This window comes from Erwinia psidii (genome assembly GCF_003846135.1).
GTDB classification, from domain to species: domain Bacteria; phylum Pseudomonadota; class Gammaproteobacteria; order Enterobacterales; family Enterobacteriaceae; genus Erwinia; species Erwinia psidii.
On the sequence record NZ_RHHM01000007.1, the window covers coordinates 178352 to 200182 of the forward strand.

The window sequence follows — 21831 nt, forward strand, 5'->3', positions numbered from 1 at the left end:
CTGTAGACATATTTCTGCCAATGGAAAAAAATAAGGTTGGTCTACAGGATGTTATCTTCTTCACGTTCCCCACTTTGGCTGTCTGTTCTGGTTTTGCTCATCGCCATGACCTCAATTCAGGGCGGTGCTGCACTGGCTAAAACCCTCTTCCCCGTTGTCGGCGCACCGGGTATAACCGCACTGCGATTAGGGCTGGGTACGATAATCCTTTGTATTATCTTCAGGCCCTGGCGTTTACGTTTTCACCGTCAACAACTTCTGCCACTGCTATTTTATGGTGTTGCCCTGGGCGCGATGAACTACTCCTTTTATCTGGCGATCCGCACGGTTCCGTTGGGTGTTGCGGTGGCGCTGGAATTTGTCGGACCACTGACACTGGCACTGGCAGGTTCACGCCGACCGTTGGATTTTGTCTGGGTATTAATGGCATTGTGCGGACTGTGGTTTTTGCTACCGCTGGGAAATAACATTTCCAGCATTGACCCTCACGGTGCATTGCTGGCGCTCCTCGCGGGTGCCTTTTGGGCAGTTTATATTTTGTGCGGCCAGCGCGCCGGTGCCGGGCATGGCCCGGCGACAGTGGCGGTCGGTTCACTGATCGCCTCACTGATTTTCGTTCCTCTCGGGCTGGTTTTTGCCAGCAGTAGCGTCTGGAGCCTGTCGCTGTTGCCTGCTGCACTGGGGATTGCTTTGCTCTCCAGCGCGCTGCCCTACTCGCTGGAAATGGTGGCGCTTACCCGCCTGCCGGCCAGAGTTTTTGGCACGTTGATGAGTCTGGAACCAGCACTGGCGGCACTTTCTGGCATGCTGTATCTGGGGGAAATGCTGACACTGGTACAGTGGCTGGGATTACTGGCCGTGGTGATCGCCTCCGCCGGTTCGACGCTGACCATGCGACCAGCTAAAACGACAGTTGCTCCGGTCAGTGAGTCGCAGGAATGACCTTCAGGCTGGGTATAACATACTGGTATAATTAATTTAACTCTGCATCATCAACCTTGTATCTCACAGGTTGCCACTTCGCTAACATTCCGTTCACGGCAAGAAATGCGGCAGAACGGTGGCTGCCACCACGATGCAGCCACCACCCAATGCCGGATTTTCCGATTGGCTGCCCGTTTTGGCATGGCTGTTTCCCTCTCCGACGGTGCTTCACACCAATAATTTTACGCACTAAACCAGGCAGCGCTTGCAGGGCACAGCTCCGTGCCGAAGTTTTAAGGATTGCGCCCTGTGTCACATGAACAGAATAACAACACTTTCAGCTCATGCCGCCGGTTTATTTCTGTTTTTAATCCCTGTAACGCGGTATGAAATGACAACGGCCGCGACCGTGCTGCCAGTCAGACAGGCACTGCGTCGGTGGATACTTTTTTAAAATTAAATCCATGGCAATTCGGATTACCATTACCCTTGTGACCGGTCTGATTAACGGTATCTTGTTACATAGTCTGAATAATAAATTATTATCAGCCAGCTGATAAACCGCAAAAAAAATATTCAACGAAAGTTAAATGCGTATTATCAGGATATGATTTTTTGCTTTGACGGAATACGCCTCTGAAATACCCCCCAACAGGCACTGTATTATCTGTGAATCAGCGGGTAAAAAATAGAAAAATATTAATGAAACAAGACCGTTTTATGGTGATTTTCTCACAACATCAGGGTTCACCGCTTTCCTGCAGGCTATTCTCCCGGCAATTAAATTAAACGCGGTATTGATATCACAGTAATTATGCGTAACTGTGTCAGTTACCTGCCGGTGCCCGTTCTGGAATAGTGCCAACGAGGCAGCAAACACTTATAAGGGCAATTTTACAATTATTTATCATGGTATTTTCTGCGAAGCAGCATAACGAATGGGACAGGCTTTGGTTGCCATGCCCTCATCACCGCAGCCAGTCGCATGGTGTCGATTCTCAGCTGGCAGCGGGACATAAACAAAGTGATATGACCCAGCACATGTAACCGTTCCGCTCAGTTTCGTTAATTAATCACACTGCTGACGTCATTTTTATCGTTTTATCATCATATAGTTATTAACTGGAAGGAAAAATATTTTTAAGCAACCGCCCGATAACACCACAAATCAGTCAAATGCCGGGAAAAATTAAGTGATAATTCTTATCATTATTATTTACATTGCTCAATAAGTCAGAGTTTTTTTACAGAAAATTCAAAGAGAAATGCTATTCGACCAATAGGCAGTAACTTTACAGCAGAATTAAAAACCAGTGCTATACTTAATTTCTCTTTTCAGGACAACGTTTATTATGAGGACAAAACCATGAGTACCGCTAAACTGGTTAAAACGAAATCTTCTGATTTGATTTACACCCGTAACAACGTGGCTGACGATGAGAAAAGAGCCACCATTGAGGTGCTCAACCGTCTGGTTACGGAATTTATCGACTTATCCCTGATTACTAAGCAGGCGCACTGGAATATGCGCGGCGCAAACTTCATCGGTGTCCATGAAATGCTGGATGGCTTTCGCACCGCCATCACTGACCACCAGGACACCATCGCTGAACGCGTGGTGCAGCTGGGCGGTGTTGCGCTGGGTACCACTCAGGTCGTTAATGACAGAACGCCACTGAAAAGCTATCCACTTAATATTCACACCGTGCAGGATCATCTTAAGGCTCTGGCGGAACGTTATGCCGTGGTCGCCAATGACACCCGTAAAGCGATCGGTGAAGTGGAAGACGAAGATACGGCAGATATCTTTACCGCCGCATCACGGGATCTGGATAAATTCCTGTGGTTTATCGAATCCAATATTGAATAATGCCCCGACAGGCCCCCCACAGTGGCCTGTCATCAAATTTTCGACGGCAGAGGATAAATATTCTCTGTCGTCGAGGATTTATTGTCTCACCATTGCCGTTTTTTATACCCAAAGCCGCCTTTATCTATTCAACCCTGCCCAGCCCTGGGCAAAAAATATCTCTTTATTTTGTTCCTGGCTACGACGCATTTGCACCGTAGTGAAATCCACGCAGGCGTCTCTTACGGTACAAAACACTTCCTTCGCCAGCCTATTTCAGAGGAAAATTGACTTAAAGTGCGATTTTAAATATATTCCGAAGCAATGGCATAATTTTTTCATATGGACAATGACATTCAATTGGGTGCCATTCCTGCTTGATATATAAGGATAAAATAATGAATTCGATTGTGAAATGCTCTCTTGCAGCGCTGACGCTGGCGTTTGCCCTCTCTTCCTCTGCCGCAGAAAAAAAACTCGTTGTTGCAACAGATACCGCTTTTGTCCCTTTTGAATTTAAGCAGGATGGTAAATATATTGGTTTTGATGTCGATCTGTGGGATGCAATCGCCCGGGAGCTGAATATCGATTACACCCTCAAACCAATGGATTTCAGCGGTATTATTCCGGCCCTGCAAACCCGTAATATCGACGTGGCAATGGCAGGTATTACTATTACCGACGAGCGTAAAAACGCCATTGACTTCTCTGATGGCTATTACAAAAGTGGCCTGCAGGTGATGGTTAAAGCCAATAACGATAGAATTAAAAGCATTGATGATCTGAATGATAAAGTGGTGGCGGTGAAGAGTGGCACCGGTTCCGTTGACTATGCAAAACAGCACATTAAGACGAAAAGTTTGCGTCAGTTCCCAAATATCGATAATGCTTATATGGAACTGGGTACCGGCCGTGCAGATGCCGTGCTGCACGATACGCCAAATATTCTTTATTTTATTCAGACAGCTGGCAAAGGCCAGTTCAAAGCAGTAGGTAAATCACTGGAAGCCCAGTACTACGGTATCGCCTTCCCGAAAGGCAGCGATGACCTGCGGGAAAAAGTGAACGGCGCCCTGAAAAAACTGCATGAAAACGGCACCTATAACGCACTGTATAAAAAATGGTTTGGCGCTGAACCTGAATAATCTTTTGTGTTGACTTCGCAGGCTTTGCGCCCGCTTTTGTCGATGCCTTAAATATTTTTGAACCGGAGAAACAATAATGCAGTTTGACTGGAGCGCTATCTGGCCTTCAATTCCAGCCCTGCTCGAAGGTGCAAGGCTGACGCTGTGGATTTCAGTGCTGGGCCTGATTGGCGGCCTGCTCATTGGCCTGCTGGCGGGCTTTGCCCGCGCCTATGGCGGCTGGCTTTCCCGCAATATCGCCCTGGTGTTTATCGAACTGATCCGGGGAACCCCTATTGTTGTGCAGGTGATGTTTATCTACTTCGCTCTGCCCATGGCCTTCAACAGCCTCAGGATAGATCCTTTCAGTGCCGCAGTGGTCACCATTATGATCAATTCCGGCGCTTATATTGCGGAAATCACCCGCGGGGCCGTTCTGTCAATCAACAAGGGGTTCCGTGAGGCGGGTCTTGCTCTGGGACTGTCCCGCGGTGAAACCCTGCGCTATGTGATCATGCCTCTGGCCCTTCGCCGTATGCTGCCCCCATTGGGTAATCAGTGGATCGTCAGTATTAAAGACACATCGCTGTTTATTGTGATCGGCGTGGCCGAACTGACCCGCCAGGGCCAGGAAATTATTGCCGGTAACTTCCGTGCGCTGGAAATATGGAGCGCCGTGGCCGTTATCTATCTGATTATCACGCTGGTACTGAGCTTTATTCTGCGCCGCATTGAAAGAAGGATGAAAATCCTGTGATTGAATTTAAAAATGTTAGTAAGCATTTTGGCCCGACCCAGGTATTACATAATATCGATCTGACTATCAACGAAGGTGAAGTCGTGGTCATTATCGGCCCTTCAGGCTCCGGCAAATCCACCCTTTTACGTTGCATTAACAAACTCGAAGAGATCTCCAGCGGCGAGCTGATTGTGGATGGTCTGAGGGTCAACGATCCAAAGGTTGATGAGCGCCTTATTCGCCAGGAAGCAGGGATGGTGTTCCAACAGTTTCATCTTTTTCCACAGATGACCGCGCTGGACAACGTGGCATTCGGTCCGATCCGGGTCCGTGGTGCAAAGAAAGAGGATGCGCAACGGCTGGCAAAAGAACTGCTGGGCAAAGTCGGTCTGGCTGAACGCGCTCATCATTTTCCTTCTGAATTATCGGGAGGACAGCAACAGCGCGTGGCAATAGCCAGAGCGCTGGCGGTGAAACCCAGGATGATGTTATTTGACGAGCCAACGTCAGCCCTCGACCCGGAACTGCGTCATGAGGTGCTGAAAGTAATGCAGGATCTGGCGGAAGAAGGCATGACGATGGTGATCGTGACCCATGAAGTTGGCTTTGCAAAGAAAGTGGCCTCACGACTGATCTTTATCGACAAAGGGCGTATTGCTGAAGACGGTCACCCGGATCGGCTGATTGATGACCCTCCGAGCGATCGTCTGCGGGAATTTTTGCAGCATGTTTCTTAAATAAACGGCCTGTCCGGGATCCTCCGGTCAGGCTTGTTCGGCGGCTGGCGTTGTCGCCGTCAGTCAGTCAGTCAGTCAGTCAGTCAGTCAGTCAGTCAGTCAGTCAGTCAGTCAGTCAGTCAGTCAGTCAGTCAGTCAGTCAGTCAGTCAGTCAGTCAGTCAGAAAATAATCCCCCACGCTGATGGCATGTCATTGACCTTTTACCGCAGCGATAAAACTGCCGATATTCACTTCTGCATCAGCCATAGCCCCACCAGCACACCGCATAAAAAATGAACCGACGGAGACAGAGAAGACCGCTGCCAGGCCCGCCCTCAGCGATCTTTTGCAGGACGACAGATTATGCCCGCAGTTAACTGCCCCGTGCACAACGCTGCTGACTGGCCAGACTCCTTTCCGACCCCGCAGAAGATAAAACCGTGCCGTAGAGGGTCACCGACATTAGCTGACATTTTCCATTGGCTAACTTGCCAGGCGCTATCACCGCTTTCGCGTCGTTCTGGTGCTGATTCCACCAGTTCTGTTTACCGGTCAGATATCGGTCGCCGGGTTAACGCCAGGCTCCAGGTGGTAGATGGTGAACTGATGCAGGATAAGAACATTCACGGGATGGTATCGGTAAACCGTCATTTGCCGGGCTGGTCGGGCTGACCAGCCCGGACTTTACCGTGCGCGCCCTCTGCATCACGCCACCGCTAAAGAGTAGGCGAAAGGTTTTGCGCTGGACAAGATGGTGAAGCGACATTCTGACGCCGCCGGGATCAAAGCCCGGCATCAGACCGTGCAGGTGAGGCAAACCGGCAGGGAAGCTGACGGGGCGCCCGGCGCATTGTCCGCACCAGGTTAAATATGGGACATCCGTCGCTCACGCTGCGGTTTTTCCTGAAAGGTCCAGGCGATAAAACGGCTCTGCTTCTGGCCCTGGGCCATATCGACAGTGCGTACCGCGGTAGCCCCGGCCTGTTCCAGCATTCGCCAAAGCTCCGGCAGGTTTTCTTTCCGCGAGACCAACGAGGTAAACCAGATGCACTGACGGGCAAAGCGCACGCTCTCGGTAATCATCCGGGTGATAAAAGCTTTCTCACCACCGTCGCACCAAAGTTCAGACTGCTGGCCACCAAAGTTGAGTGGGGCATGGCTGTTCAGCCCAAGATTACGCACTTTACGCTGACTGCCCTGCTCTGCCTCGCTGGCAGACGCGTGAAACGGCGGGTTACAGATCGCCGCATGATAATGCTCGTTTTTGTGGATGATACCGCTGAATATTGCCTGCGGATCTTTTTGTCGACGCAGACGCACGAGGCGGTTCAGCCCCGGATTAGCTGCAACAATGGCGGTGGCTGAATGCATGGCCACTTCGTTAACTTCGCTACCGGTAAAACGCCAGCCATACTCATGCTGGCCTATCAGCGGATAAATACAGTTAGCACCACAGCCGATATCAAGCACACTGATATTGCGTGGCGGCACTGAGTCGTTATCTTCAGCCAGCAAATCCGCCAGATGGTGAAGATAATCAGCCCGCCCCGGCACGGGAGGACAGAGGAATCCATCGGGAACAGACCAGTGCACAATCTGGTAGAAGTGACGAAGCAGTGCCTGATTGAGCGCCCGTACCGCCGCCGGATTGGCAAAGTCAACGGACTCATCGCCATACGGGTTAACTGCCACGAACGCTGCCAGCGGAGGATGACTGGCGATAAGCGCAGCGAAATCATAGCGGCCACGATGGCGATTGCGGGGATGCAGCTGGTTTTTTTCGGCGGTGTTTTTCATGGAAGGCTCTCTTGTCTGAAGGCGCGTAAGATACCTGCTGTACCATCAATCGTAAACCACTGTTGTTTTCCTCTTTCTGACATTTAACGCCGGGTTGAGCGACCCCACTGAGGTGCAGGCATGACACCATCCCATTATTTTTATCAGACCCGGCCCGGTCACGGTCTGCCCCACGATCCGCTGAATGCTATCATTGGTCTGCGGCCAATTGGCTGGATCAGCTCACAAAACGATCGGGGCGATCGTAACCTGGCCCCCCTGGAGTTTCTTTAACTGTTTTAATTATCATCCCCAATCATCGGTTTTTCCCGCCAGGGATGGAAGCACAGCGTGGCCTATATTGCCCAGACCGGCGAATTTGTCTGGAATCTGGCGACGCGGGATCTGGCCTTAGCGATGAATGAAAGCGCCGCCTCAGTACCGCACGATGTAGATTAATCTGAACTGACGGGGGTTACCGCCATGCCCGCCAGTCAGATTAACGTCAGTATGGTGGCAGAAAACCCGATAAAGGTTGAGTGTCGGCTGAGCCAACTGATCCAGCTACAGGAGGTGGCGGGAGCCCTGCTGGATCAGTGGCTGGTCCCTGGAGAGGTTTGCCATTGCTACTGACAAAATACCAGACGGTATAACCGCATCAGCAGACAGCACCGAATGATGGACAAAAACACGCGGGTTATTATTTCTGCATGTCCGTATCGCAGCACCATGGGATCCCCGCCAGGATTTGCTGACGCTTTCTACGTTTCCCGGCGGGATCTGTCAGGATGGCCGCCATTATCTGTTATGATGCCGACTCTTTTACGTCAGTCATGGAGAGATTAATGAAAAGGATAGCCATCGACATGGATGAAGTTATTGCAGACTTTCATCCCAAAATGGTCAGAACGGTTAACCAGCACTTCAACGCCACATTCAGCGATCAGGATCTGAACCTGTTCAGTCTGCGGCAAGAAAAACCGGAGATGACACAACGGATCATGACGCTGCTCCACGACCCGGACTTTTTTGCCGATCTTGACGTTATTAGCGACAGCCAGGCAGTTATCACCGCCTTAAGCCAACGCTATGAGATATTTATTACCACGGCGGCAATGGAGGTTCCCAGCGCCTTCAATGCTAAATTTCAGTGGTTAAAACAGCATTTCCCGGCGATCGAACCCGCCAACATCGTGTTTTGCGGTAATAAAAGCATTATCAATGCTGACTATATGATCGATGATAACGCGATAAATTTTAAAGATTTTTGTGGCGAAGGTATTCTTTTTTCTGCCCCCCACAACCAGCAGGTAACCGGTTACCGGCGGGTGGAAAACTGGCAGGAGGTCGCCGGCCTGCTGCTCTGAGCAGGCTTCGTTGGCAAAACAACGTCGCGGCGTCCCTTCCCTCTCTCCGGCGGCTGGCAGGACCGACATAAAGAATGCCGTCTTTTGCACCATCAGGCACGGTCGCAATCTGCATATCGCGGGCGTTTGCAGGAACCGACCTTCAGCGGTGTCGGGTCAAATACCGTCGCAGCTCCCGTGCTCTTTGCCAGTACGGCCAGCGAAAGAGACGCTGCTGATACCGTCCGGTAAAGCGGTTGGCGTATTCCCTCTTCCTTTTTATGTTATTTTAAGACACCTGTTTTCCTGAACAGCCGTCCGAAGAGGAGAGAAGATGACTATTCCCGTTTCGCTGATTGAAGAAGCTATCGGCTGGCGCCGGGCGTTTCATGCGCAACCTGAACTGGGCTATCAGGAACATTCCACCTCATGCCGGGTGGCGGATCTGCTGCGGACATTCGGGCTACAGGTCCACACCGGACTGGCGGGCACCGGCGTGGTGGGCACGCTGGTTAACGGTGCGGGACCGACCATCGGTTTTCGTGCCGATATGGACGCGTTACCGCTGACTGAGCTGGGTGATGCGCCGTGGCGTTCAACCCGGCCGGGGGTCATGCATGCCTGCGGTCACGACGGCCACACTGCGATGTTGCTGGCAGCAGCCTGCCATCTCAGCGCCACCCGTCATTTCAACGGCACCTTGCATTTTATTTTTCAGCCTGCGGAAGAAAACCTGGGCGGCGCACGCAAAATGGTGGCCGACGGCCTGTTCGAACGTTTCCCAATGGATGCTATTTATGGCATGCACAACTGGCCAGGACTTCCGGTGGGCCATCTGGCAGTAAACAGCGGCGCGATGATGGCTTCGCTGGATGCGTTCTCCATCACTTTACGCGGTAAAAGCTGTCACGCCGCGATGCCAGAAAACGGAGCCGACCCGATTGTGGCGGCCGCACAGCTGATCCTTGCGCTGCAAACCATCCCGGCGCGACGCCTGTCGCCGCTTGCCTCGGCGGTGGTCAGCATTACGCAAATCAACGGCGGTGAGGCCATCAACGTGATCCCGGAAAAGGTGGTATTGCACGGCACGCTGCGCTGCCTGCAGAGCGATGTACGGGTGAAAGTCCGTAAGATGATCGACGCGTTTGTCACCACGCTGACCGCACCGTTGGGCGTAACCGGCAGCATCACTTATCTGACTGATTATCCGGTCACCTGCAATCACGCCGCAGAGGCGGAGAACGTTCGGGAGTGTGCCCTCGCGCTGTTGCCCGCCGAACAGGTACACCGGGAAGTCAAACCTTCAATGGCCTCAGAAGATTTTGCCTGTATGCTGGAGGCCTGTCCCGGCGCCTATTTCTGGATTGGTGCCGATGGCACTACCCCTTCCAACCCGTTGCATAACGCGCATTATGATTTCAATGATGAAATCATCGCGAACGGTGTGGCCTTCTGGGTATCGCTGGCAGAACGCCTGCTCGCTGTCAAATAACGCCCACGCCGTATCAATCGTTGCCACAGCACGGAATAACACCTCAGCAGGATAATGACGTGAGGATAAATCAATGAACACCATTGCCCCGGTTGAACTGGCAAAAGCGTACCGTCTGATTAATCACGGACCGACCATTTTACTCTCAGCGCGTGATAATGGTTGCGACGACGTAATGGCAGCAGCCTGGGCATGCGGGCTGGATTTCTCTCCGCCCAAACTCACCGTGGTTATCGATAAAATGGCGAAAACCCGTCAGCTGATTGAAGCCAACGGAAGCTTTGTTATTCAGGTGCCCTGCGTGGCACAGATTGAGCTGACCCACGCGGTTGGCACCCGAAGTCTGTTCAACGAGCCAGACAAACTGGCTGCCTGCGGCGTGGAACTGTTCAGTTTTGATGGCTTTGATCTGCCCTTTGTCAGTGGCTGTACAGCATGGCTGGCCTGCCGCACGCTGGCGGAGCCTGATAACCAGCAGAGACACGACCTCTTTATTGGTGAAGTGGTGAGCGCCTGGGCTGACACCCGGGTTTTCAGCGACGGGCACTGGCATTTTGAACAGGCAGATCCGTCGCTACGAAGCCTGCACTATGTGGCTGGAGGACAATTTTATGCCACCGGTGAATCACTGAACGTGCTGACGCCATAGCGATACCCCTCCACAGCGAGGTATCAGGCGCTCAGTATCCCTGCTGTTCCAACAGGTCCACCCCCTCTGCCACGCTTGCTGCCCGACCGGTTGCCACACAGCAGCAGGCAATTTGCAGGCGCAGCGACTGAGGCACGGCCACTTCGCGCCGCATGCAGCGGACAATCCACGCCGCGGTAGTCTGTGCATCTTTCCCTTCCGGTAGCCCGCCCGGCGGAAAAGCGCACTCCGGCTGGCGAGGCAGCAGCTGCTGGGGTTGCGCACCGGCGATCAGGCTGACTGAAGGGCAACGCTGCGGACTGGCATAGACCTCACCTTCCGTGCCATTGAGCAGAAGCGCACGGCCCGCAATGGTCTGGAAAAATTTCCCTACGCGGGGAATGTACTCCGGGTGCGATACGCTGGAGAGACGAAGCGCGGCATCTTCCGCAAAGGGCGTGAGCAGTTTCGCCAGCGTGTGAGCACTGTTGCGCACCCCCATCCGCCAGCGCAGCGCCAGCTGTTTCTCCAGCGGCGGACAGAGAGAACCAATCGGGATAAACACCGGTTCGCCGAGATCGAGCCGGGCCTGTGCCTGATGTGTATCGGTGGCCTGAATACCCAACGCGGCAAAAATCGCTTCGCTGGTTACCCGCGTTGGATCGTCACTGACACCATGTACCACTACCGGGAAACCCAGTGCAGACAGCAACAGCGCCAGCAACGGCGTCAGGTTACCCTGTTTACGTGCCCCATTGTAGCTGGGGATCACCACCGGCATCGGCAAACCGGCTGGCGGTATGAGCTTCAACACCCGCTCCTGCATTGCCCGGTAGAATCCGGGCATCTCCTCTTCACCCTCGCCTTTAATGCGCAGGGCAATCAGGATACTGCCCAGCTCCAGCTCCGGGACATCGCCGTCCAACAGGCGCGCATAGAGCCGGTATGCGGTATCGAAATCAAGATCGCGGGCGTGATTTTTTCCGCGCCCGACTTCTTTAATGATTTTTTTGTATTCCATCGCCTTGCTCAGTCAGAAAATGAGTGACGGGTTCAGCGCCGTCGTCGGGGGGATGCTTTTTTCCCTGAGCCAGCAACGCTGGCCGTGGGCAGTTCACCCTCTGGCAGCGGCGGTTGCTCAATCGGGAACACCGGCAGTGCCTCAAGCAGCCGTGCACCGTAGCTTTTACTCAGTAAGCGCCGGTCATAAATCACAATTTCGCCAAAACATTCGTGGCTACGGATCAGCCTGCCGACCTGCTGAATCAGATTGAAAGAAGCGCTCGGCAAACTTTGTACCTCAAACGGATAACGCTTAAGGCTTTTCAGCCACTCACCTTCGGTCAGAATAACCGGGCTGTCCACCGGGGGAAACGCTATTTTATGAATATGCACCTGCGACAGCAGCTCCCCTTTCAAATCCAGCCCTTCAGCAAAAGATTGCAGGCCAACCAGAACGCTGGTTTTCCCCTGCTCAACCTTTTTGCGGTGCAGGGCAATCAGCGCCGGACGGGGTTTATCCCCCTGCACCAGCATGATCAGCCGCTGATCGGGCAGATAAGCAATAAACTGCTGCATCGCCCGCCCGCTGGCAAACAGCACCAGAATACCCTTGTGCATGTTGGCTTTCATCTGCTGACGAAAAAAATTCGCCATTTCAGCAAGATGTGAACTTTCACTGGCCAGCGATGGCTCATGACGCATCTGTGGAATAATCAGTTTGCCCTGTGCCAGGTGGTTAAACGGCGAATCCAGGGCCACGAAGCGGTCTCCCTCTTTTTCGCTTAACCCGGACATCTCCTGTAAACGTTGAAAACTTCTGAGAGAGCGCAGGGTGGCTGAGGTTAATACCACATGCGGGATTTTGCGCCACAGCAGCTTTTCCAGCTGTTCGCTGACGCGAATGCCGGCACAGTGAAACATCAGATGCGCCGTTCCCTCACGACTATTCCGTGTGACCCACTTGGAGACTGGCGCACCGGAGGCCTGCTCCATCTCCGCCAGCCGCCAAAGCCTGCTGCTGGCCTCAAACCAGCCCAAAGCACGGTTCATCTGCAACAGGGTGCGGTGCAAACGTACCACGTCGAACTGCCCGGTTTTGTCGCTCAGATCGTTGACCAGTGCTTCCGCCAGACCGCGCAGGGCATCACAGAGTCTGAACAATCTGGCACAGAGTAATTGAACCTCTTCCGGCAAACGCCCCATTTCAAAACGGTATTCCCCTTCCTCGTTGCCAGACGGCAGCCACTGCGTGAGGATCTGCGACAGCTGCCGGAGTTGCTCCCGCACGTCCTCGCAGTGCGCTGTCAGCCGCGCTGACTGAGCCAACGGCGGCGGCCTTTTGGGCCGGAACTGGGCCATACACTGTTCAACCAGACGACAGAACAGATCCAGCTGCACACCGCACCAGTCGGGGGTGATATCACCGTTCATCTCCAGCGCATCCCGCGCCACGTCGGGCAGATGGTGCCCTTCATCCACCACCAGCAACAGGTTTTTCGGCGGCGGTAGCACCGATTCCGTTTCCAGCGCCGCCATCACCAGCGCGTGGTTCGCTACCACCACGTCTGCGTGCTCGATTTCACGCCGCGCCACAAAAAATGGGCATTCCCGGAACCAGTGACAATTGCTGCCCAGACAGTTCGCCTTATCGGTGCTGAGACGCTGCCAGAGCGAGTCCTCTATCGACTCTTCACAATGATCGCGCAGGCCGTCCCACTGGTAGCGTTTCAGATCGCTCTCCAGCCGGGTACAGCGCTCCCGTTCATCCTTGCTGGCCGTCATCGCATCGTCATAAAACAGCAGTAAATCTCCCTGCTTTTCCTCATCGGTTGCCAGCGCCGAGAGGTTGCGTGGACAAACATAGCGCCCACGACCAAAGGCAGCGGTAAAGCGCAGATCGGGAATAATTTTCTTCAGCAGCGGCAGGTCTTTACTGTAAATCTGGTCCTGTAACGCCACATTGGCAGTGCTGACCACCAGTGGCTTCTCCTGTGCACGGCTGATCGCAATGCCGGGGATCAGATAAGAGAGGGTTTTGCCCACGCCGGTCGGTGCTTCAATCGCCAGATGCCGGCCATCGTCCCCTGCCAGCGTCTTCGCCACTTCGGCGATCATCTGCCGCTGTGGCGCACGGGGAATAAAATCCGGGATCTGCTGTTGGAGGGCTTTGTACCAGCCTGTTATTTGCGCTCTCAACGCGGTATTCAGCGCCATAAAAACCACTTTTGATTAAAACGGCCTGTATTTTTACACAGTATTCTGTCTGCGTCAGCCTGTTCCGCTTAATCTTACGGCACGGCGCGCAATTTGATCCGGTTGCACAAAGCAACGATCGGCGTTTACCGGTAGCGACCAAAACGAAAAATCAGTGAAAACAGTGTCCATATTGATGCCCTTCCCGACCGCAAGGATGAGATGTTCAGCAAAAAATGGCGCCTGGGACACGGCTGGCGGGTGATTAGTGGCTGTCAGGCACATGATTCTTACCGGCCGGGCAGGCACAGGGCTACGTCAGTGAGAGGTCATATTGAGCGCCGGGCAGGGTTCTCATCTGCTTGCGGCAAAAATTGCTGGTATCCGTGGCGCCCCCCCTGATGGTTTAACCTGCGTTAGCGAATGGGCCATCCGGTCTGTTTCTCTGATGCGCTCAACGGTGTCCGGTCTGGACGCCGGGATCGGGCGATACTCCCCCCGGTTCAGGGACTGCAAATCGTACAGGGTTGCCGTGACCTGCATCTGGTCGGGGCTGATTCAGTTGACGTTAACTCCGTCATACGATTTCAGCGGCACCCCCACGCAACTGTGCCTGCTGAAATGCACGACGTGAACGACAATTGACGCCATGGGGCGACAGCCAGATGAAAACCGCAATCAACCGTGTAGCGATTCAGTGTGGCACGACATGACGCATGCCGATCCGGCGGTTATTCTGTACCGCCAGCGGCCCCGATCAAAACGAGTAGCCCATGCCGATATTGAAGCCGCTCATAGTGTATTGTTTGCCGTGAATGCTGCCACGTGTTCCTTCATAGCCCAGATCCAGCACCAGATAATCGAGCGGATTAATTTGCAGGCCACCGCCCCAGGCAAACCGGGTTTTGTGCTTCATCATGGAGAGAGTATCGTCACCGGCATAGGGACGCCTGAGCGATTCATCACGCAATGGAGCGTAGCTGACCTGGGCATTATTTACCCCAACCAGCCCGTAAATACTGACATGGCGGTTTATCCGATAAGCGGGGCCGGCCAGTATGCTGGTGGTTTTCACCCGGAGATTGTTTTTCACCGTATTGCCCGTGCTGCTGAGGGCCTGGTAAGGGTCGCTACCGGAGATAAAACTGAATGAGCCAATCAGGCCATATCTGGCATTGAATTCGTAGCGGTATTTCAGATTAATACCCGCGAAGTGGTTGAAATGCTTTACTTCCTGATAAGCGTAACCAGCTGAAAGAGAATGCGTTTCTGCCTGAGCAGCCCCCACCAGCAGAGTGGCAGAAAGTACGGCTCCTGAAAGCGTCTTCAACATGTGCAATATCCTTATTCTTTAATCCATTCATCCGGGCTGCATCCCCTTACCTGAGGCAATACAGCACTGTGCTGCCAGCAAGGTTAAATAACTGTCCCGAATAGCGCTACACCTGAACAAACTGATTATAAATCAACCAATTTAATCAACTGAATGTCATGCCCTGGTATGCCTGCACTCCATGGCGGTCATGAGCAACGCCTTATGTGGCAAGGCCAGATACAAAGTGAAGCACGATCAGGAACGCTTATTTAATAAACGGTCATCGCTGACCGCGGTGCGGGAACTCTAGGGAATATATTCGATTCACGCAATGGTTTTTGCACATTTTTCAGACAACAGCCCACTAACCCAGTCCCGCGATACTGCTTTGGATGAAGGCGTGAACAGGCGGTTTACAATGCACACAGGGCTTAAGCCCTGTTACACCGGGGCTAATTGCTTGAACATTACCGTGGTGGCATCGAGTGCGCCTTCAGTGGAAAGCGCATAGGCGGGGATGCTGCCACTCATCTGCCAGCCCTCAGTCAGGTAAAGCTGTTCTGCCACATCACCACTACGCGTATCAAGCACCAGCAACGTTACGCCCGCCGCTTTCGCCAGATCTTCAGCCCGCTTCAACAGCTCTCTGGCGATCCCCTGCCGCCGTGCATCAGGATGCACCAGCAGTTTACAAATTTCAGCACGGTGCTGGCCATTGGGCGTCATCACCCGCGCCACAATAACCGTGCCCACTACCGTGCCGTTCTGGCGGGCAACCAGCAGCTGTTTTTCTCCACTGACAAGACTGTCAATCGCACCCAGCCAGAACTGGCGCATAGGTTGCGGATCCATGCTGATAAATCCCACGCTGGCCCCTTCCTCAACACAGCCGCCGAGCACATGGAGCAATGACGGAAGTTCGTTTTGAGCCTGGTCAGTATCCAAACGTTGATAAGAAAGATCACGCATTATTGAGCCTCATAGCAGATGGTATCCTGTGTTAAGAAAACGAGGGGTTGACGGCTCGGAGTGAAAGCACAGCATGCCAGTTATATCCTGAAATTCTGCTGCTGATAACCTGTACACAAAAATAATAGTTGTACACTTTCATCGAGTCGGCTACGGTTAAAACAGTAATCTGAGTTCAGAGGATTTTCATGACACTTTACAGTATTGGCGATGTTGCCGAACGCTGTGGCATCAACCCGGTTACTCTTCGCGCCTGGCAGCGCCGCTACGGCTTGCTAAAACCTCAGCGCACTGAGGGTGGACACCGGCAATTTGACGATGAGGATATTCAGCGCATTGAAGACATTAAGCGCTGGATCGAAAGCGGTGTCCCCGTTGGAAAAGTAAAAGCCCTTATCGAGGGAGAAAGCATTAGCAGAAGTGATGAATGGGTAAAAATCCAGGATGACATGATCACCGTTTTACGTCATGTCAAACCGGCCAAACTGAGAGCCAAAATTGCGTCACTGGGCCGTGAAACACCGGCAGATTTGCTTATTGACCGTGTTTTTATTCCTGTAAGACAGCGCCTTGGGCTGGATCAAAAGACTGCCCGTATGATGTGCAGTTTGTTTGATGGTGCTTTAATTGATTATGTCGCCTTTTGTTTAACCGGCAGCAGGAAAAAGTCCGGTCAGGATGCACTGATTATTGGCTGGGGTACAGAAGACAGGACGCGGATCTGGCTTGAAGCATGGCGTCTCTCCCAACAGGGGTGGCGAATGGACGTTCTGGCTGAACCACTGGAACTTCCCCGACCTGAACTGTTTCCGGGCCAGCATGTTTTCATTTTTACAGGAAAACCGCCGACGCGACGTCAGGAGGAACAGCTCAGCCAGTGGCAGGAACAAGGGCTACAGGTGGTATTTCAGGGTACTCCCTGAGGAGAAATATGACGCAGCAGGCAACATTAAACAAACTGGTGGCATTCTATCAGTCTCTGGACACTGTTGACCTCTCGCGGCTGTCGGAAATTTATCACCCGGATATCTGCCTTACCGACCCCGTTGCTGAACACCACAGTCTGCGGGTTGTGGAAGTTTATTTCACTTCGCTGTTGAAAAACCTTCATTACTGCCGGTTTGAGGTGGACGAATGTCACCTTTTTAACGGAACCGCATTACTTATCTGGCAAATGATTTATGCCCATCCTGCGTTACAACGTGGGCGACAGCAGAAACTGGCTGGCAGCAGTCATCTGCTGTTTCGCGACGACAGGATCATTTTTCAACGGGATTACTATGATATGGGCGCGATGTTGTACGAAAAAATTCCGGTGCTGGGCGCGGTAGTCAGACAGCTTAAAAAGAGGTTACAACCATGAAAAGAGTTCTGATTACCGGTGCAAGCTCCGGGATCGGCCATCAGCTGGCCCTCGACTACGCCAGCGAGGGCTGGCACGTCACCGCCTGTGGCCGCGACAGTAGCAAGTTACAAAGCCTGCTTGAAAAATTCAGCAGCATCAGAGTGTGTGAATTTGACATTACGGACCTTACAGAAACTCGCAGGGCGTTAAGCAGCAAAAGCGCCGATTTGGTGATCCTCTGTGCAGGGACCTGTGAATACATTGATCATGGCGAAGTGGAAGCAGAGAAAGTGCATCGGGTGATGAACATCAATTTTAACGGGCCGGTCAACTGTCTTGATGTGCTGCTACCGCAGCTTTCACCGGGTAGCCGGGTTGCGCTGGTAGGTTCCAGCGCCAGTCTGGTGCCCCTACCCCGCGCCGAAGCCTACGGCGCATCCAAGGCCGCGCTGGCTTATTTTGCCCGCAGTCTGGCACAGGACCTGAAACGAAAACAAATTGCTGTCAGCCTGGTACTCCCCGGTTTTGTGGATACGCCGCTTACCCGGCGCAATGACTTTGCCATGCCGATGATAATGAGCGTTGAGCAGGCGTCGCGCTGCATTCGTCGGGGGCTGGCTAAGGGCAAAGCCGAATTTGCCTTTCCGCGTCTCTTTTCAATTATTTTGCGTATTACTTCGCGGCTGCCCTATGCCTTACAGCGTCTTCTCACTCAGCAGATAGCGAGGTAATAGTGAAAATAGCTATTATCGGCAGCGGTATTGCCGGGTTAAGCTGTGCATGGAAGCTGGCCTCGCGGGCAGATGTTCACCTGTTTGAAGCAGATGCAAGACTGGGAGGACATACTGCCACGGTGGATGTCGACGTTGATGGCCATAGCTACGCCATTGATACCGGGTTTATCGTTTTTAATGACCGCACCTATCCACATTTTCGCGCCCTGTTGGCCGAGCTTGGGCTGGAAGGCCAGCCTACCGAAATGAGTTTTTCGGTTCGTAATGTTGAGAGTGGTCTGGAATACAACGGTCATTCGCTCAACAGTCTGTTTGCCCAGCGCAGCAATCTGTTGCGGCCGCACTTCTGGCGATTTCTGGCCAATATCATGCGCTTTAATCGCCGCGCGAAGCAGTGGCTACAGCAGCCGGAAAGCCCCCACGCACATCAGCACACCCTGGAAAACTTCCTGCAAACAGAGTGCTTTAATTCTTTTTTTACCGATCACTACATTCTGCCAATGGGGGCGGCTATCTGGTCATGCTCACTCAGCGAGATCCGTCAGATGCCGCTGACGCTGTTTTTACGCTTTTTCGATCACCACGGCCTGCTGGATATAACTCATCGTCCGCAATGGTATGTGATCCCCGGCGGCTCCCGTGAATATATCCGCAGGCTGATGGCGCGGATTGATGACAGGCTAACCGTTAACCTCAACACACCGGTTCTGCGGGTTGAACGCCATGCCAGTGGCGTGACATTGCATAGCACCGCGGGCAGTGACACTTTCGATCAGGTGATTTTTGCCTGTCACAGCGATCGTACTCTTGAGTTACTCAGCGATGCCAACGACGAAGAGCGGCAGATGCTGACCGGGGTTCTCTGGAGCGCCAGCGAGGTTGTGCTGCACACTGACACCCGCCTTCTGCCAGAAAATCCACGCGCCTGGGCCAGCTGGAATTACCATCTTGATACCGCGCAGCCGGAGTGCGGTCATGCCGGCGCGACAGTAACCTACAACATGAACAGATTACAGGGCCTTGACGCGCCAACAACCTTCTGCGTCACGCTGAATGCCACCCCCTTGATTGACGCTGATAAAATTCTCGGACGCTATGTCTTTCATCATCCCCAGTTTGGTTTGCAAAGTCTGCTCGCACAGCGCACACGCCTGTTACTGAATGGTGTCAACCGTAGCTGGTACTGCGGCGCCTGGTGCTACAACGGTTTTCATGAGGATGGCATACGCAGTGCCCTGGACGTGGTAGCAGGGATGGAGCGGGCGGGTCTGCTGTGAACAGCGCCATTTATTGCGGCCATGTTCGGCACCGCCGCTTTACGCCTGTCGATCATCAGTTCAGCTACCGTATTTTTATGTTAATGATCGATCTCGACGAACTGCCTCTGTTGAAAAACGTGGGCATCCACGAAGGCAAATTTTCCGCTGCCTCCTTCTGTGCCGCCGACTATTTGGGCGGCACCGAGATAAAACAGCGCGCGCAGGCACGTATCGCCGCGCTGACGGGCGAACACCTCACCGGTCGGGTGATGCTATTAACCCAGCTGCGTTATTTTGGCTGCTCGTTCAACCCGGTCAATTTTTACTATCTCTACGATGAACACGATCGCCTGTGCTGGCTACTGGCCGAAGTCCGCAACACCCCCTGGAACGGGCGTCATACCTATGCCGTCAGGCCAGACGGCAGTGAAACCACCCAAAAAGCCTTTCACGTTTCACCGTTTAACCCACTGGATATGGTTTATCACTGGCGGCTGTCAGCACCGGGTAAATCCCTTTCGGTACACATTGAGAACCACCGGGCAGGCAAGGTGTTTGATGCCACATTGCATCTTCGCCGCCAACCGCTGAACAGGAAAACGTTGCGCCATCACCTCTGGCGTTTTCCGCTGACAACCTTACGCACCTTGCTGGCTATCTACTGGCAGGCATGGAAGCTTTGGCGCAAGGGCGCGCCGGTGTATCCCCATCCCGAATCGGAGAAATAACGGATGTATCAACCTGAACTGACCTGCACATCCCGTCCGCGGAAGGGTAAAAGATTGTCTGGCTCACGACGCTTAATTTTTTCACTGTTACAGCATATTCAGGGAGCGGGTCTGCATCTTGACGATCCCCACCTGGGCAAGCGTTTTTTTGGCGATCCGCTGGCAACATTACAGGCTGAAGTCAGGGTACATCATTCGCGGGCGTATCGCCGGATCCTCACCGGCGGCAGTATCGCCGCGGCGGAAACCTTTATGGCGGGCGAGTGGGACACCCCCGACCTCACCGCAGTAATCCTGACGCTGGCGAATAACGGCAAGGTGCTGGATAAACTTGGCTCGCGCTTTAGCATAGTGCCCGCCCTGCTGAATAAATTCCGACACCTGCTGCATCGTAACAGCGTGCGTCAGGCACAGCGTAATATCGCGGCACATTACGATCTGGGTAATGATTTCTACCATACCTTTCTCGACGGTGACATGCTCTATTCCAGCGGCTGGTACTCACAGCAGGACATGTCGCTTGAACAGGCGCAGCAGGCAAAGATGCGCCGGTTGTGCGACAGCCTGATGCTCTCCCCGGAAGACCATTTACTGGAAATCGGTACTGGCTGGGGGGCAATGGCGGCGTTTGCCGCACGGGAATACGGCTGTCGCGTTACCACCACCACCATTTCGCAGGAGCAGTATGACTACAGCCGCCGTCGGATTGCCATGGCCGGACTGAGCGATCGGGTAACGGTGTTAAAACAGGATTACCGTCAGCTCAGCGGACAGTATGACAAACTGGTGTCGGTAGAGATGATTGAAGCGGTGGGCCAACACTATATTCCGCTGTTTTTTGCCCGCTGCCGTCAGCTGTTAAAACCGGGCGGACGGTTGGCCTTGCAGGCGATAACCATCAGCGAGTCGCGCTTTGACCGCTACGCCCGTAGCGTCGATTTTATTCAACGCTATATTTTTCCCGGCGGTTTTCTTCCGGCGGTCAGTATGCTGAAAAACAATCTGGCTGCTAACCGGTTTATGCTCAACGATCTGTTTGAAATCGGGCCGCATTATGCCCGCACCCTGGAGGCATGGCGAAACCGTTTTGAGGCCGCCTGGCCGCATCTGCAAAACGGACGTTTTGACGAACATTTCCGCCGGATGTGGCTGTTTTATCTCTGCTACTGCGAGGCTGGCTTTCTCGCCAGAACCATCGGCACCGTGCAGCTGATCGCTGAAAAAACCGGGGATTAATCATCTGAAACCAGCGGACAGCGTTAGCCTGTCCGACAATCGGGTTGAAAGAGGCGGCGGGGTTATCTCCCACCTGAAAAGGGTCAAGGTCGCCAGTAACAGGGAATAAACAGACCTCCAATGGTCGACCCCAAACAGAGCAGGCTGTCGCCTCAAATTGATGTTATCTGATGAAAAAATGCGGCGCCGGCATGACACTGTTCTTTAACCGGGGGAGGATCCAGGGCAATAAATCTTAACCCCGTGCACGGATTACGGCTATAATTCGCCCTCTTTCTGCTTAAGACTGAACGGGCAACAACATGAACTGGCAAAAAATTGCGGTGACTTTTCTTTTCCTGATGATGGCACTGGGCGGCATAGGTGGGGTAATGCTCACCGGCTACACTATTCTGATCCGCTCTTAAACCGCCACGCAAGGTCGCTGACAGAGCCAACACGGTGACACATAAGGC

At 53.2% G+C, this 21831-nt stretch carries 20 protein-coding genes and 1 pseudogene; 16 read left to right on the forward strand and 5 right to left on the reverse strand.

Going from position 1 to position 21831, the window contains the following annotated elements; translation table 11 throughout:
* Positions 1-48: 48 nt before the first annotated feature.
* The 5 genes from rhtA to glnQ all read left to right on the forward strand — a co-directional run bounded on the left by rhtA (position 49) and on the right by glnQ (position 5373).
* On the forward strand, positions 49-942 hold the full coding sequence (gene rhtA, locus EB241_RS10685; protein ID WP_124233160.1) for a threonine/homoserine exporter RhtA: 894 nt from the start codon (positions 49-51) through the stop codon (positions 940-942).
* Between the two features lie 1348 nt (positions 943-2290).
* Complete coding sequence (dps, locus tag EB241_RS10690; RefSeq protein ID WP_034941403.1) at positions 2291-2794, forward strand: DNA starvation/stationary phase protection protein Dps; 504 nt, start codon at positions 2291-2293, stop codon at positions 2792-2794.
* A 377-nt stretch (positions 2795-3171) separates the two neighbouring features.
* The gene (gene glnH / locus EB241_RS10695) at positions 3172-3918 is read left to right on the forward strand and encodes a glutamine ABC transporter substrate-binding protein GlnH (protein ID WP_124233161.1); all 747 of its coding nucleotides are present in this window, start codon (positions 3172-3174) and stop codon (positions 3916-3918) included.
* Positions 3919-3994: 76 nt separating this feature from the next.
* Positions 3995-4654, forward strand: a complete 660-nt coding sequence (glnP, locus tag EB241_RS10700) for a glutamine ABC transporter permease GlnP (protein ID WP_124233162.1) — start codon at positions 3995-3997, stop codon at positions 4652-4654.
* Positions 4651-5373, forward strand: a complete 723-nt coding sequence (glnQ, locus tag EB241_RS10705; RefSeq protein WP_124233163.1) for a glutamine ABC transporter ATP-binding protein GlnQ — start codon at positions 4651-4653, stop codon at positions 5371-5373. Before glnP ends, glnQ begins: the two co-directional genes overlap by 4 nt.
* An 844-nt stretch (positions 5374-6217) precedes the next feature.
* Here the strand turns inward: glnQ and rlmF are convergent.
* On the reverse strand, positions 6218-7150 hold the full coding sequence (rlmF, locus tag EB241_RS10715) for a 23S rRNA (adenine(1618)-N(6))-methyltransferase RlmF (protein ID WP_124233164.1): 933 nt from the start codon (positions 7148-7150) through the stop codon (positions 6218-6220).
* A 120-nt stretch (positions 7151-7270) separates the two neighbouring features.
* On the opposite strand from rlmF, the pseudogene EB241_RS21465 reads away from it, so the two are divergent.
* The 4 genes and pseudogenes from EB241_RS21465 to EB241_RS10735 all read left to right on the forward strand — a co-directional run.
* Positions 7271-7747: pseudogene (locus EB241_RS21465) on the forward strand (flavin reductase family protein); the annotation flags it as partial.
* 227 nt (positions 7748-7974) lie between these two features.
* The gene (locus EB241_RS10725) at positions 7975-8496 is read left to right on the forward strand and encodes a 5' nucleotidase, NT5C type (protein WP_124233165.1); all 522 of its coding nucleotides are present in this window, start codon (positions 7975-7977) and stop codon (positions 8494-8496) included.
* 313 nt (positions 8497-8809) lie between these two features.
* Positions 8810-9967: a M20 aminoacylase family protein gene (locus EB241_RS10730; RefSeq protein ID WP_124233166.1), complete on the forward strand. Its 1158-nt coding sequence runs from the start codon at positions 8810-8812 to the stop codon at positions 9965-9967.
* Positions 9968-10040: 73 nt separating this feature from the next.
* Positions 10041-10616, forward strand: a complete 576-nt coding sequence (locus EB241_RS10735; RefSeq protein ID WP_124233167.1) for a flavin reductase family protein — start codon at positions 10041-10043, stop codon at positions 10614-10616.
* Between the two features lie 31 nt (positions 10617-10647).
* On the opposite strand, the gene ybiB is transcribed toward EB241_RS10735, so the two are convergent.
* The 4 genes from ybiB to EB241_RS10755 all read right to left on the reverse strand — a co-directional run bounded on the left by ybiB (position 10648) and on the right by EB241_RS10755 (position 16074).
* The gene (ybiB, locus tag EB241_RS10740; protein ID WP_124233168.1) at positions 10648-11616 is read right to left on the reverse strand and encodes a DNA-binding protein YbiB; all 969 of its coding nucleotides are present in this window, start codon (positions 11614-11616) and stop codon (positions 10648-10650) included.
* A 32-nt stretch (positions 11617-11648) separates the two neighbouring features.
* Positions 11649-13811: an ATP-dependent DNA helicase DinG gene (dinG, locus tag EB241_RS10745; RefSeq protein ID WP_124233169.1), complete on the reverse strand. Its 2163-nt coding sequence runs from the start codon at positions 13809-13811 to the stop codon at positions 11649-11651.
* A 736-nt stretch (positions 13812-14547) separates the two neighbouring features.
* Entirely contained in the window at positions 14548-15123 is a 576-nt protein-coding gene (locus EB241_RS10750) for an Ail/Lom family outer membrane beta-barrel protein (RefSeq protein WP_124233170.1), read from the reverse strand.
* A gap of 423 nt (positions 15124-15546) precedes the next feature.
* Entirely contained in the window at positions 15547-16074 is a 528-nt protein-coding gene (locus EB241_RS10755) for a GNAT family N-acetyltransferase (RefSeq protein ID WP_124233171.1), read from the reverse strand.
* 188 nt (positions 16075-16262) lie between these two features.
* Between EB241_RS10755 and EB241_RS10760 the strand changes: the two genes are divergently transcribed.
* From EB241_RS10760 to EB241_RS10790, 7 genes are all read left to right on the forward strand, one after another.
* Positions 16263-16997, forward strand: a complete 735-nt coding sequence (locus EB241_RS10760) for a MerR family transcriptional regulator (protein WP_124233172.1) — start codon at positions 16263-16265, stop codon at positions 16995-16997.
* A gap of 8 nt (positions 16998-17005) precedes the next feature.
* The gene (locus EB241_RS10765) at positions 17006-17437 is read left to right on the forward strand and encodes a nuclear transport factor 2 family protein (RefSeq protein ID WP_124233173.1); all 432 of its coding nucleotides are present in this window, start codon (positions 17006-17008) and stop codon (positions 17435-17437) included.
* Positions 17434-18150 (forward strand): SDR family NAD(P)-dependent oxidoreductase, encoded by a 717-nt coding sequence (locus EB241_RS10770; protein WP_124233174.1) that lies wholly within the window; start codon positions 17434-17436, stop codon positions 18148-18150. Before EB241_RS10765 ends, EB241_RS10770 begins: the two co-directional genes overlap by 4 nt.
* Before the next feature lie 2 nt (positions 18151-18152).
* The gene (locus EB241_RS10775; RefSeq protein WP_124233175.1) at positions 18153-19430 is read left to right on the forward strand and encodes an NAD(P)/FAD-dependent oxidoreductase; all 1278 of its coding nucleotides are present in this window, start codon (positions 18153-18155) and stop codon (positions 19428-19430) included.
* Positions 19427-20140 carry a DUF1365 domain-containing protein gene (locus tag EB241_RS10780; protein WP_124233176.1) on the forward strand — a complete coding sequence of 238 codons (714 nt, stop codon included), beginning with the start codon at positions 19427-19429 and terminating at the stop codon, positions 20138-20140. Before EB241_RS10775 ends, EB241_RS10780 begins: the two co-directional genes overlap by 4 nt.
* Before the next feature lie 3 nt (positions 20141-20143).
* A complete protein-coding gene (locus tag EB241_RS10785) occupies positions 20144-21376 on the forward strand; it encodes an SAM-dependent methyltransferase (protein ID WP_124233177.1) in 1233 nt (410 codons plus the stop codon).
* A gap of 302 nt (positions 21377-21678) precedes the next feature.
* Positions 21679-21783, forward strand: coding sequence for a protein YohO (locus tag EB241_RS10790; RefSeq protein WP_124233178.1), 105 nt, complete (start codon positions 21679-21681; stop codon positions 21781-21783).
* The last annotated feature ends 48 nt before the right edge of the window (positions 21784-21831 follow it).

What these genes read in the sequence shown, in the direction of transcription:
- EB241_RS10760 (WP_124233172.1), top strand. Translation starts at nt 16,263, where the DNA reads ATGACACTTTACAGTATTGGCGATGTTGCCGAACGCTGTGGCATCAAC.
- glnP (WP_124233162.1), top strand. Translation starts at nt 3,995, where the DNA reads ATGCAGTTTGACTGGAGCGCTATCTGGCCTTCAATTCCAGCCCTGCTC.
- EB241_RS10755 (WP_124233171.1), bottom strand. Translation starts at nt 16,074, where the DNA reads ATGCGTGATCTTTCTTATCAACGTTTGGATACTGACCAGGCTCAAAAC.
- EB241_RS10725 (WP_124233165.1), top strand. Translation starts at nt 7,975, where the DNA reads ATGAAAAGGATAGCCATCGACATGGATGAAGTTATTGCAGACTTTCAT.
- rhtA (WP_124233160.1), top strand. Translation starts at nt 49, where the DNA reads ATGTTATCTTCTTCACGTTCCCCACTTTGGCTGTCTGTTCTGGTTTTG.
- glnH (WP_124233161.1), top strand. Translation starts at nt 3,172, where the DNA reads ATGAATTCGATTGTGAAATGCTCTCTTGCAGCGCTGACGCTGGCGTTT.
- EB241_RS10765 (WP_124233173.1), top strand. Translation starts at nt 17,006, where the DNA reads ATGACGCAGCAGGCAACATTAAACAAACTGGTGGCATTCTATCAGTCT.
- dinG (WP_124233169.1), bottom strand. Translation starts at nt 13,811, where the DNA reads ATGGCGCTGAATACCGCGTTGAGAGCGCAAATAACAGGCTGGTACAAA.
- rlmF (WP_124233164.1), bottom strand. Translation starts at nt 7,150, where the DNA reads ATGAAAAACACCGCCGAAAAAAACCAGCTGCATCCCCGCAATCGCCAT.
- EB241_RS10790 (WP_124233178.1), top strand. Translation starts at nt 21,679, where the DNA reads ATGAACTGGCAAAAAATTGCGGTGACTTTTCTTTTCCTGATGATGGCA.
- dps (WP_034941403.1), top strand. Translation starts at nt 2,291, where the DNA reads ATGAGTACCGCTAAACTGGTTAAAACGAAATCTTCTGATTTGATTTAC.
- EB241_RS10730 (WP_124233166.1), top strand. Translation starts at nt 8,810, where the DNA reads ATGACTATTCCCGTTTCGCTGATTGAAGAAGCTATCGGCTGGCGCCGG.
- EB241_RS10750 (WP_124233170.1), bottom strand. Translation starts at nt 15,123, where the DNA reads ATGTTGAAGACGCTTTCAGGAGCCGTACTTTCTGCCACTCTGCTGGTG.
- EB241_RS10735 (WP_124233167.1), top strand. Translation starts at nt 10,041, where the DNA reads ATGAACACCATTGCCCCGGTTGAACTGGCAAAAGCGTACCGTCTGATT.
- EB241_RS10770 (WP_124233174.1), top strand. Translation starts at nt 17,434, where the DNA reads ATGAAAAGAGTTCTGATTACCGGTGCAAGCTCCGGGATCGGCCATCAG.
- ybiB (WP_124233168.1), bottom strand. Translation starts at nt 11,616, where the DNA reads ATGGAATACAAAAAAATCATTAAAGAAGTCGGGCGCGGAAAAAATCAC.
- EB241_RS10785 (WP_124233177.1), top strand. Translation starts at nt 20,144, where the DNA reads ATGTATCAACCTGAACTGACCTGCACATCCCGTCCGCGGAAGGGTAAA.